Origin of the sequence: Paraperibacillus esterisolvens (genome assembly GCF_046237625.1) — a bacterium.
GTDB lineage: Bacteria > Bacillota > Bacilli > Bacillales > DSM-1321 > Paraperibacillus > Paraperibacillus esterisolvens.
Map to the genome: position 1 here is coordinate 454651 of NZ_CP143545.1, position 15536 is coordinate 470186.

Annotated in this window: 15 protein-coding genes; 9 read left to right on the forward strand and 6 right to left on the reverse strand. The window is 49.0% G+C overall.

Annotated elements, in window-relative coordinates:
- The first annotated feature begins 30 nt into the window (after positions 1–30).
- The 6 genes from V1501_RS02345 to V1501_RS02370 all read left to right on the forward strand — a co-directional run bounded on the left by V1501_RS02345 (position 31) and on the right by V1501_RS02370 (position 7271).
- Positions 31–1290 (forward strand): ABC transporter substrate-binding protein, encoded by a 1260-nt coding sequence (locus tag V1501_RS02345; RefSeq protein ID WP_409291262.1) that lies wholly within the window; start codon positions 31–33, stop codon positions 1288–1290.
- Positions 1291–1441: 151 nt separating this feature from the next.
- Positions 1442–2314, forward strand: coding sequence for a carbohydrate ABC transporter permease (locus V1501_RS02350; RefSeq protein ID WP_409293212.1), 873 nt, complete (start codon positions 1442–1444; stop codon positions 2312–2314).
- A gap of 18 nt (positions 2315–2332) precedes the next feature.
- On the forward strand, positions 2333–3160 hold the full coding sequence (locus V1501_RS02355; protein WP_409291263.1) for a carbohydrate ABC transporter permease: 828 nt from the start codon (positions 2333–2335) through the stop codon (positions 3158–3160).
- 246 nt (positions 3161–3406) lie between these two features.
- Entirely contained in the window at positions 3407–4630 is a 1224-nt protein-coding gene (locus tag V1501_RS02360; RefSeq protein WP_409291264.1) for an MFS transporter, read from the forward strand.
- Positions 4631–4777: 147 nt separating this feature from the next.
- Positions 4778–6082, forward strand: a complete 1305-nt coding sequence (locus V1501_RS02365; protein WP_409291265.1) for a hypothetical protein — start codon at positions 4778–4780, stop codon at positions 6080–6082.
- Positions 6054–7271: a hypothetical protein gene (locus V1501_RS02370; RefSeq protein WP_409291266.1), complete on the forward strand. Its 1218-nt coding sequence runs from the start codon at positions 6054–6056 to the stop codon at positions 7269–7271. Before V1501_RS02365 ends, V1501_RS02370 begins: the two co-directional genes overlap by 29 nt.
- A gap of 40 nt (positions 7272–7311) precedes the next feature.
- Here V1501_RS02370 and V1501_RS02375 read toward each other — a convergent pair whose 3' ends face one another.
- The gene (locus V1501_RS02375) at positions 7312–7752 is read right to left on the reverse strand and encodes an Lrp/AsnC family transcriptional regulator (protein ID WP_409291267.1); all 441 of its coding nucleotides are present in this window, start codon (positions 7750–7752) and stop codon (positions 7312–7314) included.
- 128 nt (positions 7753–7880) lie between these two features.
- Between V1501_RS02375 and V1501_RS02380 the strand changes: the two genes are divergently transcribed.
- Positions 7881–8468 (forward strand): cysteine hydrolase family protein, encoded by a 588-nt coding sequence (locus V1501_RS02380; protein ID WP_409291268.1) that lies wholly within the window; start codon positions 7881–7883, stop codon positions 8466–8468.
- Positions 8469–8514: 46 nt separating this feature from the next.
- Here V1501_RS02380 and V1501_RS02385 read toward each other — a convergent pair whose 3' ends face one another.
- On the reverse strand, positions 8515–8967 hold the full coding sequence (locus V1501_RS02385; RefSeq protein ID WP_409293214.1) for an OsmC family protein: 453 nt from the start codon (positions 8965–8967) through the stop codon (positions 8515–8517).
- A 327-nt stretch (positions 8968–9294) separates the two neighbouring features.
- On the opposite strand from V1501_RS02385, the gene V1501_RS02390 reads away from it, so the two are divergent.
- Positions 9295–11025, forward strand: a complete 1731-nt coding sequence (locus V1501_RS02390; protein WP_409291269.1) for a methyl-accepting chemotaxis protein — start codon at positions 9295–9297, stop codon at positions 11023–11025.
- A gap of 175 nt (positions 11026–11200) precedes the next feature.
- Here the strand turns inward: V1501_RS02390 and V1501_RS02395 are convergent, their stop codons facing one another.
- From V1501_RS02395 to V1501_RS02405, 3 genes are all read right to left on the reverse strand, one after another.
- Positions 11201–11731, reverse strand: a complete 531-nt coding sequence (locus V1501_RS02395; RefSeq protein ID WP_409291270.1) for a YfiT family bacillithiol transferase — start codon at positions 11729–11731, stop codon at positions 11201–11203.
- A 185-nt stretch (positions 11732–11916) separates the two neighbouring features.
- On the reverse strand, positions 11917–13410 hold the full coding sequence (locus V1501_RS02400) for an amidase family protein (RefSeq protein WP_409291271.1): 1494 nt from the start codon (positions 13408–13410) through the stop codon (positions 11917–11919).
- A gap of 172 nt (positions 13411–13582) precedes the next feature.
- The gene (locus tag V1501_RS02405; RefSeq protein WP_409293215.1) at positions 13583–13990 is read right to left on the reverse strand and encodes a MerR family transcriptional regulator; all 408 of its coding nucleotides are present in this window, start codon (positions 13988–13990) and stop codon (positions 13583–13585) included.
- A gap of 210 nt (positions 13991–14200) precedes the next feature.
- Between V1501_RS02405 and V1501_RS02410 the strand changes: the two genes are divergently transcribed.
- Entirely contained in the window at positions 14201–15241 is a 1041-nt protein-coding gene (locus V1501_RS02410) for an NAD(P)-dependent alcohol dehydrogenase (RefSeq protein ID WP_409291272.1), read from the forward strand.
- Here V1501_RS02410 and V1501_RS02415 read toward each other — a convergent pair.
- On the reverse strand, positions 15150–15392 hold the full coding sequence (locus tag V1501_RS02415) for an IS3 family transposase (RefSeq protein ID WP_409293216.1): 243 nt from the start codon (positions 15390–15392) through the stop codon (positions 15150–15152). The genes V1501_RS02410 and V1501_RS02415 overlap by 92 nt on opposite strands.
- Positions 15393–15536 lie beyond the last annotated feature (144 nt).

Here is a 15536-nt window from a genome sequence, read left to right on the forward strand (position 1 = left end):
AAATTTGTCAAAATTGAAAGGGGTATATTTATGAAAACGAAAAAATGGCTGGCCTCTATTGGAATGACATCAATCCTGGCTGCAAGCATTTTGACAGGCTGCAGCGGCGATAAGGAAGCATCTAAGGAAGGCAGCAAGGAATCAGGCAAGAAGACTCAGGTGACACTTGCCGGCTGGGGCGGAAATCCGACTGAAGAAAAGCTTTTGAAGCAGACACTTGAAGATTTCGAGGCAAAGCATCCGAATATCGATGTAAAGCTTGAGGTCATCACCGAGCAGTATATGGATGTTATGAAGACCCGCCTGATCGGCGGAAAAGGGCCGGATGTGTTCTATATGGATGCATTTGAGGCGCCTGGCATGATTGAATCCGGAGTTCTTGAGCCGCTTGATGACTATGTGACCAAGGATTTTGACACAGACGATTTTGAAAAGCCGCTTCTTGATACATTCAAGGTGGATGGAAAGACTTACGGATTCCCAAAAGACTATTCTACCCTGGCTCTTTTCTATAACAAAAAGATGCTGAAAGATGCAGGCGTCGAGGTTCCGAAGACGTGGGAAGAGTTCCAGGCAGCTGCCAAGAAGCTGACTAAGGACAAAGTTTACGGCTTTGGAGTTGCACCAGAGCTTGCGCGCATGTTCTGGCTTGCACAGTCAGGCGGCGGTGATATCGTGAAGGACGGCAAAGCCAATTTCGCTACTAAGGAAGTGGAACAAGCGCTTCAGCCGATCATTGATATGCACAATAAGGATAAATCAGCAGTTGAACCTAAGGAAGTCGGCGTAACATGGGGCGGAGAAATCTTCGGACAGCAGAAGGCTGCCATGGTCATCGAAGGCAACTGGGCAATTCCTTACCTGAAGGATACGTTCCCTGATGTAGATTACGGTACAGCAGAGCTTCCGGAAGTAAACGGCAAGAAATCAACAATGGCCTACACGGTTGCTTATGTAATGAACGCAGCATCCAAGAAGAAGGAAGCATCGTGGGAGCTTCTCTCCTACCTGACTGGCAAGGAAGGCATGGAAACATGGACCAGCAAGGGCTATGCACTGCCGACACGTAAGTCAGTTGCCGAGAAGCTTGGCTTTGACAAAGATGAGCTGCGTGGTCCGCTTGTAGCAGGTGCCTCTTATGCGACTGTTTGGGCAGAAGGTCCATCCCTGCCAATCATTGTGAACAACTTTAACAATCAATTCGTGAGCGCTTTCCTTGGAAAGTCGCCGCTGGACAAAGCGCTGAAATCTGCTGAAAAGCAGGCCAACAGCGAGATTGGCTCTAAATAATATCAATGGAAAAAGGGGATTTCTCCCCTTTTTCTTCCTAATTCTGTAGATCTCTTTCTGCTGAAGTCAAAAAGAGACTTCCGCGGAAAGAGGTGGTACAGCAAAAATAAAGGAGTTGAATTAAGTGAAGGGAAATACATCCAAAAAGGCAATGCGCGAAGCCGGGCAGGGACTCTTATTCATGTCGCCAGCACTCCTGGTTCTGCTGCTGTTTATAATCGGTCCGATACTCTTTGTAATTTTTCTCTCATTTCATAAAGTGCAGCTTCTCGGCACTACGAGCTTTGATTTTGTGGCATTCGATAATTTTAAGAGACTGCTCGATGATTCGAGGGCGAAAATTGCTCTCTGGAATACCTTTAAATATGTAATCATTGTTGTGCCGCTCCAGACGCTGCTTGCGCTGATCCTGGCAGCCACCCTGAACGCAGGGCTGAAGGGGCAGAGCTTTTTCAGGATCGTCTACTTTCTGCCGACCCTGACTTCCTCTGCGGTGCTGACTCTGATCTTCATGTGGATGTACAACAAGGAAGGACTCATCAATAAATTGCTTGATATGATCGGCCTGCCAACCTATAACTTCCTCGGAGACCCGGGGATAGCCCTTAATGCGATCATGGCCATGAACATCTGGTCAACTGCACCATTTTTCATGGTCATCTATCTTGCTGCTCTGCAGGATATCCCGGAGTCACTGTATGAAGCTGCCGAGCTGGACGGGGCAAGTGCCCTCCAAAAGTTTTGGCTCATCACTGTTCCGCAGCTGAGGCCTGTCACTTCATTCGTGATCATCATGGGCTTGATCGGCACCTTCCAGCTGTTCGATCAGTCCTACATCTTCTCGGCCGGGTCGGGCGGACCGGATAATTCAACACTTACAGTTGTGCTATTAATCTATCAATATGCATTCAAAAATCTAGGCACCATGGGATATGCGGCGGCACTTGCCTTCATGCTTGCAATCGTCATCCTTGTCGCAACCCTGCTGCAGCGCAAATTCACAAAAGAGGAATCGCTATATTAAAAGGGAGGAGGCAATTCGATGAAAAAGAAGCTCGGAATCGGAAAAATTTTAATTTATGCCATTCTAGTACTATATGCGGTCACCACGGTGGTCCCATTCCTGTGGGCCTTGTCTTCATCCTTCAAGACGCTTCAGGAAATTGTAAGCGGAGGATTGAATTTCATTCCCAAAAATTGGACACTGAACAATTATAAAACCATCTTTATCGAGGAAGAGCTGTTTCCCCGCTGGATGTTCAACAGCCTCTTCATTGCGGTATGCACGACACTCTTGAATCTGCTGTTCAATTCCATGGCAGGCTATGCCCTGGCCAGGCTGTCCTTCCCCGGCAGGAAGGCGTTATTCATCGGCATCCTCGGGGTCCTCATGATCCCGGCACAGGTGACTATGATTCCAAACTATTTGATATTAAAGGAACTTGGCTGGCTGAACTCCTATCAAGGTATGATTATCCCTGCCATGATCAATGCGACGTATATCTTTATGATGAGGCAGTTCTTCGTAAACTTCCCGAAAGAACTGGAGGAGGCTGCCGAGCTTGACGGGCTTGGCAAGTTCGGGACATTCTTCAGGATTGTCCTGCCGCTTGCAAAGCCGGCACTGGCTGCACAGGCGATCTTCATCTTCATGGGCTCCTGGAATGATTTCATGAGGCCGCTGATTGTCATGACAGATGCGGAGATGTTTACGCTTCCGCTCGGCTTGAATACGTTCAAAGGGCAGTTTGTGAGCTATTGGAACTACATCATGGCCGCGTCCATGGTCTTCACGCTTCCGGTGCTGCTGATTTACGCTTTCTTCAACCGTTACTTTATCAAGGGAGTTTCCTTCACAGGAGGGAAATGATATGGAGCCGGCCATGGGGTGCCGGCTCTTTGCCATTCATAAGGCATGCCTGAATTTCAAAACAAAAAATTGGTATAATTTTCATCAGAGTTCATGTATGGTAAATAAAAGCGGTTTTTTACCGCAACTATGATTACGGAGGGATGAACATGTCAGTCCAACAGAAAAATCATGCAGAGGTAAATCTACTAAACTAGCACGCACTGTATGATGTGCGTGCCTAAAAGAAAGGGATGGAGCATCTCCATGCACGCACCGCACGTTTATATTACCACCCAGGCTGTCAGACAGTTTGCGAACAGCCTTATGTTCACTACTTATGCGATTTACTATATTAAGGAACTTGGATTTGATCCGTTTCAGCTCCTGCTTATCGGCATGTTCCTTGAAGCGGCCTGCCTGCTTTTCGAGACGCCTACAGGGGTGTTTGCCGACACCCGGGGGCGCCGTTTCTCGGTGATAATAGGCTTTATCATCATGGGAGCCGGCTTTATGGTTGAAGGCAGTGTGCCCTTTTTTGAAGGACTGATTCCCTTCATAGTGGTCGTCATTACGGCTGAAGTCATCAGGGGGCTTGGTGAAACCTTTGTAAGCGGGGCAGCCCAGGCCTGGATAACAGATGAGGCTGGTGAAAAGAGAGCCGGCGATATTTTCCTGAGGGCAGCGGGAGCCGCGCAGGCTGCCGGCATACTCGGCATTGGCGCCAGTGCAGCGCTTTCCTCCATCTCTCTAAATCTGCCGTATCTTGCCGGCGGCTTCATCTATCTTGGTATGGCCGCTTTCCTTCACAGAACGATGAAGGAGCATAACTTCAAGCCCGCGGTCACGGAGGGAGGATTCTTTTCCCATGGTTTCGATGCCTTCAGGGATGGAGTGAAAATCATTAAGGCGAGTGCCATCCTGAGCCTTCTCGTTGGTATCAGCTTTCTTCTCGGGGCAGCCGTGGAAGGATGGGACCGGCTATGGGAAGCTCAATTCCTGATGAATCTGGATTTCCCGAAACTGTTCAACTTTAACGAGGCTGCCTGGTTTGGGGTGATCAGCCTGGTTACCGCAGCTTCAGGATATCTGGCATCTGTCATCACGAGAAAGTTTGTAAGAACAGAAAACGAAAAAGCGGTGGCCATCGTTCTGACAGGATTGACGGTTTTAAGGGCATGCGCAATCCTTGGCTTCAGCTTCGCTTCAGATTTCTGGATGGCGCTCTTTTGGCTGAATATTGTTTCCATGGCTTCAACCGTCTCGTATCCGCTGTTCAGTACCTGGATCAACCAGCTGATCCCCTCAGGGAGGAGGGCGACGGTCCTTTCCATGGCGGGACAGATGGATGCATTCGGCCAGATTGCGGGCGGCCCCGGGATCGGATATATCGGGAGCCGGTTTACGCTCCGGACCTCCCTGTTCTGGGTAGGAATCCTGCAGCTGCCGATTCTGATTGCCTATATGATATCGGTCAGAAAAATGAAATAGAAAAGTGAGGCCCGGCGCAGTGATCCTGCCGGGCCTTTTTTATAGAAATTTTTGTAAGATGTCTCTCGCCCGCCTTTTTTGGGTATAAACCTATAGGAACTTATATTCTTAAAAGAATTTTATATATAAAATTTGGGGGTACAAGGCATGATTGAAGACATTCTGCCGCTGGCAGTTTTTAATACCCTGGATCTGAAGGATGACAGGGATCATATAAAATATTATGCAGCGAGGGAAGCGGAGCCTCTCCTCCCTAAGCTTGAAGCAGTTCCGGATGAAACGAAGACGCTTATATGCGTGGTGCCCGTAGAGGGAAGGATCGGCAGGAAGGCTTTGTATAAACTGGATCAAAAGCTTGAAGATCTGATCACGGCCCGTCTGCCGGAGGAATGGAGCGCAGACCTTTACTTCATCCAGAAGCGGGAGGGCGGCGGCTTTACGAGAATCTTAACTGAAGCAGGGCTGCTGATCCACAAGCTCAGCTTTTACTATCCTTACGAAACGATCATCCAGCTGAGCGGCACGGGTGATGCCGAATGCTTTCAGGCGATATTCCTCGAGAGCACAAAGCAGCTGGGCAGCCGGCATGGCTTTCTATTCTATAGCGAGGGGAAAGCAGAGATTTCATTATCACGGCAGGCTGTATCGGACCGTTCCCTGAAGCTTCAGGTGAAGGGCTCTCTCCGGGAATTCGACTTCCAGGGGGCTCTGGAGCTTGTGAAGGGACAGCCGGCCCCCGAACCGCTCAGACTCATGCTGAAGATGATGGTCAGCCGGATGAATTTCTGTTTCAGCGAGGCCCATCAACATGCGGTTGAATGTGAAAGACTGCTTAAAGACGAGCCGGCAATAAAGGAGACACGGCTGCTTTTAGAAAAGCTGCTGTCCAAAGAAGGCAGGGAGCAGGATCTTGCTCTTATAGAAGAACTTTACCGGCAGATGGAGGTCTGCATAGAAATAGATGATATGGCTGCTTTCCTGACCCGTTTCTACCGGGCGCGGGAAGCGATTTTGACATTCCTCCTGAAACACGGCTCTGGCTATCAGGAGGAAGAGCCGATGAAGAATAACTCCTCGATCTACCAGCTGATAGAGGAACTCGAGAAACGGTATGAAGAAGGCGAAATCGAGGAATATATGGGTGCCTATTTTTATCTGAAAAGCCTGAATGTTGCCCATACCCTGCGGGTTAGAAACCAGAGTTTCATCGGCCATGGACGTGAAGAGATTAATTCCGAGGAACTCTGGCACTCTTACTTCGGCAATAAAAGGGCGTCTGTTTCACGGGTGAAGAAACGGTTTCTGCTCGAATCAAACCTGATGCTCCGGGATCTTGGGGCGGAGCTTGATGACAATTATACAGAGCTTATGGAGATCATGCTGCAAATGGACTTAGACTTTGAAGAGAGAGGACAGAGAGAAGATGAAACATCACGTGTTCTGCAGTTATAAAGATCATGGGGAGCTTAAGGCCCAGGACAGGGGAAACGGCAGTTCAAAGCCGGTGCTCCATGTTTTCCGGCAGAAGTCGGAAGGAGAAGCAGAGCTCTCCCAGCCAAAAGGATTCGGCAGCATCCGGCTCCATCTGCTCTCCGATAATCTTGAGGAAGCTGCCGCCGAGATTGAAGAATTGGCAGGAGAGTATGGGGGCAGCGGGGAAAAGGTTTATCTTGTTTTGAATGAAGCACCTGACATTCTCCAGCTCGTATTCATGCAGGTGCTGCTCGAGAACAGTGACAGGCATGTGTATTTTATTAAAAAGAATAAAATCATTCCGGCCTTCAAGAAGAATGAAGATAAGGAACAAAATATATATGACAGCATTCATAACCTGATCTGCGCGAGGAATTATAAGTCTGCCCGTAAGCTCGCGCAGCGATATACCGACAGTGCTCCTCTTTCAGATATGCTGATGTTCGGAGAAAGGCTGAAGAGCCTGGATCTGTCGGGCGGGAAGGGCCAGGAGGATTATTTTGACCTGATGGCCCGCACGCTCCGTGATATGGGGGAAGACAAAGAGCTTGCTGATTATGCGGCAGGCATGATAAAGCTGAGGGAACGGGATCAGAAGGCGTTCATTTCCTACCTGTATAATTCTGCGGAGCGCCTGTATGAAGAAAATAAGCTGATTGATTTTGTTGTCCTGTATTACAGGCTGGCAGAAGAGCTTCTGCTGTATGCCCTTGGGCTTGACATTGACTGGGATCGCGGAGGCAATGGGTTCAAGAATAGGGATAACGCGTATTTTAAGGTAGAACTGAGGAAAAAGGAGCGGGTTACCCGGCACTTCCACAGTTATATGCGTCTCCTGGACAGGAGGGCGGAGGAACTTGAAAAGAAAGAGGAGATCAACCAGGTGGACGAGTTTTTCATTGAGCTTCACCGCCTGTTCAGTGACAGTGAATTGAATGACATCCTAGAGCTCAGGCACGCAGGCGTGAGCGGACATGGCTTCTGTGACTTTTCGAAGGAACAGTTCAGCAGCATCTGCAGGATGGACCCGCTTAAGAAAATAGAGCCCATCATGGATTTTGTCTCCATCAACAGGGAAATCGGCATTTTTGAGCTTGTGGAAAAATGTGCCCTGTATCTTGCCAGGCAGGGACTTGAAGAAGGTCAGGCCGGCAAAAAGGGAGCATGAAGGTATGAAATGAGACCCCAGTATTTTATGGGGTCTTTTTTCATGGCAGCAGGAGGGAAGATTCTGTTCCAACCTTTGAAAGGATGATATGTGTGGCTGTGTCGGCGATTCTTGCCGCATCGTCGATAAATTGCTCAATATCCTCTATCCGCCGGGCGGTCAGCTTCACTATGTAATCGGCGGGACCGGTGATGCGGTAGCACCATTCGGCGTTCGGATGCCGGGCGATGAATTTTCGGAATTCCTCGCATTTGCCTGACTTCGTTGTAATCTGGAGAATGGCATGTGTGGTATGGCCGAGGGCCGAGTAATTAATCTTAGCCGTATAGCCTTCGATGACGCCTGCATCCTCCAGCCTCCGCACCCGGTCGGCCACTGAAGGCGGGGACAGATTGACGAGCTTTGAGAGTTCGCGTATCGAGAGACGAGAATTGGCTGTGAGACAGCGCAGAATATGCTTATCCGTATCGTCGATTTTCAAATGAAAACCTCCTTCCTGTAACTCATTATATATGAAAGGCAGCAGGCCCCCAATTGCTTTTTTATGCTAAGGACGGCTGGAATAGCATTCTATACAATAAAAGCAGATGAAAAAAAGGAGAGATGAGCATGTTACTCGAAAAGAATGCTGCTTTAGTGGTCATTGATGTACAGAAAGGATTTGATGAAAAGGTATGGGGAGAGCGGAACAATCCGGAAGCGGAAGAGAGGATTGCCGGCTTGCTGAAGGCCTGGCGGGAACGGGGATTTCCGGTCATCCACACCCAGCATATGAGTGTGAAAAGTGATTCCCCGCTGCGTCCAGGCCAGCCGGGTTGTGAAATCAAGGATATCGCGGCACCGAACCCGGGTGAAGCTGTGTTCCAAAAAACCGTGAACAGCGCATTCATTGGCACCGGACTCCAGGATTACATGAATGAACAGGGAATTGATACGCTCGTCATAACGGGGCTGATCACGCCCCATTGTGTGTCCACCACAGCCAGGATGAGCAGTAACCTCGGATACCGGACATTTGTAGTGTCAGATGCCGCCGCTGCCTTTGATATCACCGGTCCGGACGGAATCCATCATGGAGCTGCCGAGGTCCACAGTCTAGCGCTGGCAGAGCTGCACCGCGAATTTGCCGTAATTGCTTCTGCAGAGGAAATTATCGGTATGCTCCCTGCGGGTACTGTTCCGGTTTCCGGGAAATAGAGGCTACCCTGCAAATTGAAAAAGCTGGCCATCCGGCCAGCTTTTGTTAGTTTTCAGCAGTCAAAATCTCCGGCTCCAGCCCGATTTCAACATTGCCTGCCAGTGCACGGGAAATCATACAGGAAGTTTCAGCCTTTTGGGCCAGCCGCAAGGCAAGATCCCGATCCTTTTCTGATGCATCGCCCTTCAGGACAATCCGCGGACGGTGGATGATCTTCTTATAGGTGATCACACCGGAAGTCACATCGACAATACCTTCAGATTCCATGGTCAAATCCTCTTTATCCAGCTTACTGCGCTCCATCATGGCAGCGAGTGTAATGATATAACAGGTTCCTGCTGCACCCAGCAGCATCTCATCCGGATTGGTACCGACACCCGGCCCATCCATCTCCGGCGGAATCGAGATCTTCGCCTTCAGATTGCCAGCCTCAATCTCGCCCACATCATTCCGCAGCCCCGGCCATGACGCCTTTAAATGAAAACTATGCTCAGCCATCTGCTCCACACCTCCCACATAACCTGCTACCCCCATCATATCACCAAAAAAAGTCCCCGCCAAACAAGCCGCCCGCATCGGGAAATAACCGGGAAATAGGGCCTGGCTCTCACTTCCCGGGATAAAAAGCGAGCATTAGCAGGGGTCTTGAAGCAGGAGTGTTTGGGAAATTGGGCCTGTCCCGAATTTGCCAGGATAAAATCCTGCAGCTGCAAGCTGATTGCCGTGTTGTGCTGGCCGGGAAATAGGAACATCCTTCTCTAAACTTTGATATATTCCGGCCGATATATGGATTAGAATGTAGCAAATGTAGCAGAGGTGAGAAAGGTGAAGAGACTTAGCAGTAAGATTAGTTTGATGTTTTTGGCAGGGATGATTGTGGTGCTGCTTGGAAATGGATATTTGCTTTTTCAGAGCAATATGGATTCTGTTGAGCGGGCGGTTGCGGAAAACAGCAGTCAGATTGCCAGCAGCATTGCAAAGAGTATCAGCATAGAGGATTATGAAGCGTTCCTGGCAGATCCGAGGGAGTCAGAAGTATATTGGGAATTAAGGGAATCTTTAAATGATATAAGGGAAAAAACCGGTATCCTTTATCTATATACGATGGGGGTAAAAGGGGAAAAGGTCACTATCCTTATTGATGGCCAGGAAAGGGGCTCAGAGTTGGCCAGTCCGATAGATGAACCGACCTCAAGCACTACATTTAAGGATGTTCAGCCGGTGCTCGAGGGCCGGACTGCCACGACGCCCATTGTCCATGATAAGGAATATGGTGATTATCTGTCAGCCTTCGTTCCAATTAAGAAGGGCAATGAGGTTATCGGGGTGCTCGGTGTGGATATAGAAGCTGGCCACGTGAAGGAAATTTCAAATGCTGCCGCGGCAGATGTGCTTCCAGTGGACATGTCTGCAAGCGCCGGGCTCATGCTGATTTTTGCAGCCATCCTTTTTCTTTATCTGAAAAAGAGGCTGAAGCCGCTTGGTCTGCTGCGAAAAGCTGCCAGTGAATTAGAGGGCGGGGATCTCCTGTCTGCAGGGGACAGGATAAAGAAAATCAAGGTATCTGGCAGGGATGAAATAGCATCTCTTACAGAATCCTTCACAGTCATGATCCAAAGCATTTCAACGATCGTAGAGGGAATCAAGGCATCCTCCGGCAGCCTGACTTCCGTCACGGAAGGAATCGAGAACCAGATGGCCGATATCCGTGACTCGAATAAGCAGATTGTCGAAGGGATGCAGCAGGTGGCATCGGCTGCATCGGTTCAGCTGGATAGAAGTTCAGAATCCGTCTCCTCCATGCAGGAAATGACAGCCGGCATTCAGCGTATCGCTGAAGCAGCGAGTGATGTGAGCAGCCGGTCAGCGGATGCAACCCGCGAAGTGGAAAAAGGGAATAATGACTTGTCCTCCATCATTAAAGAAATTGAAAACATCAAGACGAAGGTAGATGCCTCTGCGAAGAACGTTGAAGAACTTGGTTTGAAGGCGGGAGAAATTGAAAACATTGTCGACATTATTTCGGCCATTGCCGAGCAGACCAATCTGCTGGCACTGAACGCCGCTATTGAAGCAGCCCGTGCAGGCGAGCATGGGAAGGGCTTTGCCGTCGTTTCCCAGGAGGTGCGGAAGCTGGCTGAGGAATCCAAGCAATCCGCGCAGCAGATTACAGAAGTTCTCCAGAGCTTCAAGAAAATTATTGCTGCCTCTGTCACGCAGATGGAAGAGGGTTCAAAGGACGTGGAAACAAGTACGAAGGCCATTGTGTCGGCAGGAGAAAACTTCAGCCGGATTCTTCATTCAGTAGAGGCGGTCAATGGGGAGATCCAGGAGGTATCCGCGGTCACAGAACAAATGTCAGCAGGTTCCGAAACCATAATGTCATCCATAGAGGAATTCTCTCATATGACGAGAAATACAGCCGAAGCCTCAACGCTTGCGGCGGCATCCTCAGATTTGCAGGACAACGCAGTAGAACAGGTAACCGAGGCGACTGCCGCACTCAAAGAACTATCCGAAACACTCCAGCAGTCCATCAACCAATTCAAGATATAAGGGGGACAGTCCTCCACTTCTCAAGGCAAGATCCGGGAAGTGGGGTCTGTCCTTTTTTTGGAAATGGGGCCTGTCCCTTATTTTCCAAGCCGGAAAATCCAGTGCTTACGTGGGGTTTGCCGCGTCAGGCAGTCTGGGAAATAGGGAACTGTTCCCCATTTCCCGTACGGCCATCTTATTCCCACTGCATCCGCTGGCGGAGGGTGGTGATGTGAGCGGTATGGTGTCTGCTGTGCCAGGAGTAGAGTGCCAGGGTGGTGTAGAGGTCCAGTGTTGTGTGGAGCTCGGGATGGATGAATTTTCGTTTGAATTCTTTCCTCCCCATGGAGCGGAGCAGGACTTCCCAGCGTCTGTGGAGACCCTCCAGGATGTTTATGGAAGCGCTGATTTCCGTCTTCTCCGTATCAGCCAGGAGTGCCCAGTCACCCTCGCTGTATGGCTTGATGGTGGGGAAGGTTTCCGTCAGGCTCAGCTTAAAACGGATAAAGGCATTCATATGGCTGTCGGCCATATGGTGGACCACCTGCCGCACCGTCCAGCCGCCTTCTCTGTAAGGGGTGTCGAACTGCACCTCATCCAGCCCCGCCACTGCCGCCTGCAGCCTGGCCGGAGCTTCCACAATGTCCTGGATCCACTCTTTAATCTGCTCCTCTGAAAATACATGCGGAACGACAAATTTGCCTATCGGATACTTTAAGTCTTCCATTTTCAACTCTCCCTGATATGTAATGGCCAAGGCATTGCCAGCAATTATTCTCATCCAATAAAAATGTACTTTCTTACTTATTCAGCACAGCTTTTTATTAGTACGGTCTTTTGTGAAATATGTAAAAAACAATAGGAAACGGCCTGCATAAGGAACGAAATGAATGAATCCGGCAGGTATTCTTCCTATTTTAAAAACAACGGATTCCTTTTAACATCGAGCCAATGCTCTGTCTGTTCCAGCGTGCCGGCCATTTGATAAAGCAGGTCCTCGCGTCCTTCTGCCGCCATGAATTGAACACCAACCGGGAGCCCTTCGGCTGTCATATGAAAAGGAACAGACATCGCGGGCTGGCCGGTCAAATTGGCAAGCTGCGTAAACGGTGTTCGTTTCAGACTGTTTTCTACAAGGGTATCCACAATGCCAGCTTTTTTGATAAGCCCGCTCACACCCAGTCTTCCTACAAGGGAGATCAGCATCTTTTCAGATGATTTGAGACTCAGTTCTCCTATTTTGGAGGCTGGAAAGGCAGTGGCAGGAGTAATGTAAAAATCGTACTCTTCATGAAAGGCTTCCACTGCAAAAGAGGCCGTATCCCATTCCCGCAGATTCAATACCCATTCCTCAGCAGAAGTGACTTTACCAAGCAATCCCAGCAGCCATGTCGCCGGCTCCACATCCGCAGCTTTCACTTTTCGACCGAGCACTTGCTCCATGCCGGAGAGCGATGCGGCAACTTCGCCAAAATACATGGTTATATAGCTTTTGGCAATCTTATTGCCATCAACAGGGGCTTCTTTTTCTTCGACCATATGCCCCTGTTCTTCAAGAAACTTGGCCGCTTTTAAGACGGCATCCCTGCATTCGGGATGTACCGGTGTTCCGATGGGGGAGCGGACAGAGAAAGCGATTTTCATTGGCCGGTTTAGCCCTTTATAGGTGCTCTCTAAATAGGAAGAATCAAATGGCGGGGCATGGAAGGCAGCCCCTTTTTCATAGCCTTTAAGCAGGTCGAGCATATAGGCACTGTCGCGTACCGTCCTTGTCAGCACGTGATCGGCGGAAGCCCCCTGCCAATGCCTTCCCAGCTTTTTTCCTGCTGGAGTCCTTCCCCTGGTCGGCTTTAATCCAAAAAGCCCGGTAAACGCGGCAGGAATACGGATAGATCCTCCTCCGTCGCTGGCACCTGCAATCGGGACCATACCGGAAGCAACAGCAGCAGCCGATCCGCCGCTGGAGCCGCCCGGTGTATGTCCGGTATTCCATGGATTTCGGGAGGGCCCGAAATGTGCAGGTTCAGTAATTCCCATAAGGGCAAGCTCCGGAACATTTGTCACTCCTATGAAACACGCTCCGGTCCCTCTCAGTCTTGCGGCCAATTCACTGTCTTCCCTGGCGGTATATTCGCTTAAAGCCTTTGATCCTGAAGTGATAGGCTCTCCCTTGATTTCCTGGATGATATCTTTTAATAATATGGGGACGCCCCCAAAGGGCAGGTCTTCATCGTTTTCCATTTTTGCCTGATCATACATCTTATGAATGACAGCATTTAATTCGGGATTAACTCGTTCTATTTTATCTATCGCAGCCTCGATGACTTCAGCTTTCTTGATCTCCCTGCTGCGGATCAGTTCAGCAAGGCCCATTCCATCAAATTCCTCATAATTAAAAACATCCATCTGATATCCCTCCTGGTAGATAAGTAAATTCTTGCTGAAATCATGATTTCCTTTTTTAGGATAAAGAAAGTGGGATTTCGGTCTGAAGAAATGGTGCGATCCCTTCTTTGCTAAAGAAAAAAGAGTGCTCTTCCCGCACCAAAAGGGCTGCAGAACAGAACACTCTTTAATATTAGAATTCTATCAGTCTCTCGCTCTTATGAATATCTTCCGTGCCGGCATCCAGCGCTGTCATGTAATAGCTGCACTTGTGATTGATGAGTTCCATGGTTTTGTTCAATTCTTCGAGCTGTGCTTCTACAGCAGCCTTGCGTTCCAGGAACATATCATATCGCTGCTGGAGGGTTGAATCGCCTTCGGAGCACCAGGCGATGAATTCTTTGATTTCCTTGATGGGCATGCCGGTGGATTTCAGGCATTGGATCACCTTTAACGATTGAATATCAGATTCCCGAAACAGGCGGCTGCCGCCCTGGGTGCGTTCTACAAAAGGCATCAAACCTTCTTTGTCATAGTAGCGCAAGGCATATACAGAGAGGTTCAATTCTTTTGCTGCTTCGCTGATCGAATAGGCTCGCATCATATGTCTCCCTTTCTCTATGGGTATGGTATTCTCTATGTTTTGAGAGCATTCTCTCATGCTGTATTCCCTCTGTCAAAAATTCCGGGTTCTTCCATATTGACGTCTCACTTGACCTAGAGTTAACTCGAGGGTTTAAGCTTGGTCTACAAGAGAAAAAAGATGAAGTGAGTGGAGTCTCTTGTTAATCCAAAACCGGAGGGATAAACAATGGTAACAGCTAAAGCGCGTGCAGTCGATGGTCCGGATCAACATTTTCGGGCTGCTGAGATTGAAAGACGTGACCTGGATGTACATGATATTTTAATTGAAATTAAATTTGCTGGAATCTGCCATTCGGACATCCATACAGCCCATGGCGAATGGGGTCCTGTGAACTATCCGCTTGTCCCTGGTCATGAGATTGCGGGATTCGTCACAGATGTGGGGAGCGGGGTCACAAAATATAAGGTTGGCGACCGGGTTGGAGTCGGCTGCATGGTGGATTCCTGCGGCGAATGTGTGAACTGCCGTAAAGGGGAGGAGCAATACTGCCTGAAAGGGAATGTCCCCACTTATGCCGGCGTCGATAAATACGGCGAGCCGACACAGGGCGGTTATTCCACTCATATCGTTGTAACGGAAGACTTCGTTGTCCGCATTCCGGATAACATCGAACTGGATGCTGCCGCGCCGCTATTGTGTGCGGGTATTACAACTTATTCACCATTAAACCATTGGAATGCCGGTCCAGGTAAGAAAGTAGCCGTTGTCGGCATGGGAGGCCTTGGGCATATGGCTGTCAAGATCGCACATGCCATGGGAGCGGAAGTCAGCGTCCTGTCCCGGACTCTTGGGAAAAAGGAAGACGGCCTGGAGTTTGGGGCCGAAAACTACTATGCCACAAGCGACCCGGAAACATTTAAGAAGCTGGCCGGATCCTTTGATCTGATCATCAATACGGTAAGTGCGAAGCTTGACATGGATGCCTATTTCAGCCTTCTTACGCTTGACGGCACTCTGGTGAACGTTGGTGCGCCTGCAGAACCATTATCGGTTAATGTATTCTCACTTATCGGCCATCGCCGCTCATTCGCAGGCTCTATGATCGGCGGAATCCGTGAGACACAGGAGATGCTGAATTTCTGCTCAGAACATAGCATTATCCCGAATATTGAAATTATCTCAGCCGACCAGATTGATGAAGCCTATGAACGCGTACTGGCTTCCGATGTGAAATATCGATTCGTGATTGACACCAGCACGATATAAGACTGAATAAAAAAAGATGGTGACCCCAAAAAGATAGAGAATTATATCCAGCTGCTGATTGGCGGGTATGAATCCGGTATTCTACCGGGCTCATACCTGCCGGTTTTTTCTTTATGCGCTTATAGTCATAATAATTTATATCTCTTTCTATTCTCGTTTTTCAGTCCCCGTATGAACGCAAATCTTCCCCGTAATACTACTCCTGCTTCATTCATCCCAAAAAGTCTTCCATAAGTGAATTATCTAAACAGTGCCTATTTCGGGATATACCAGTGTTTTTTATTCACATATTAGG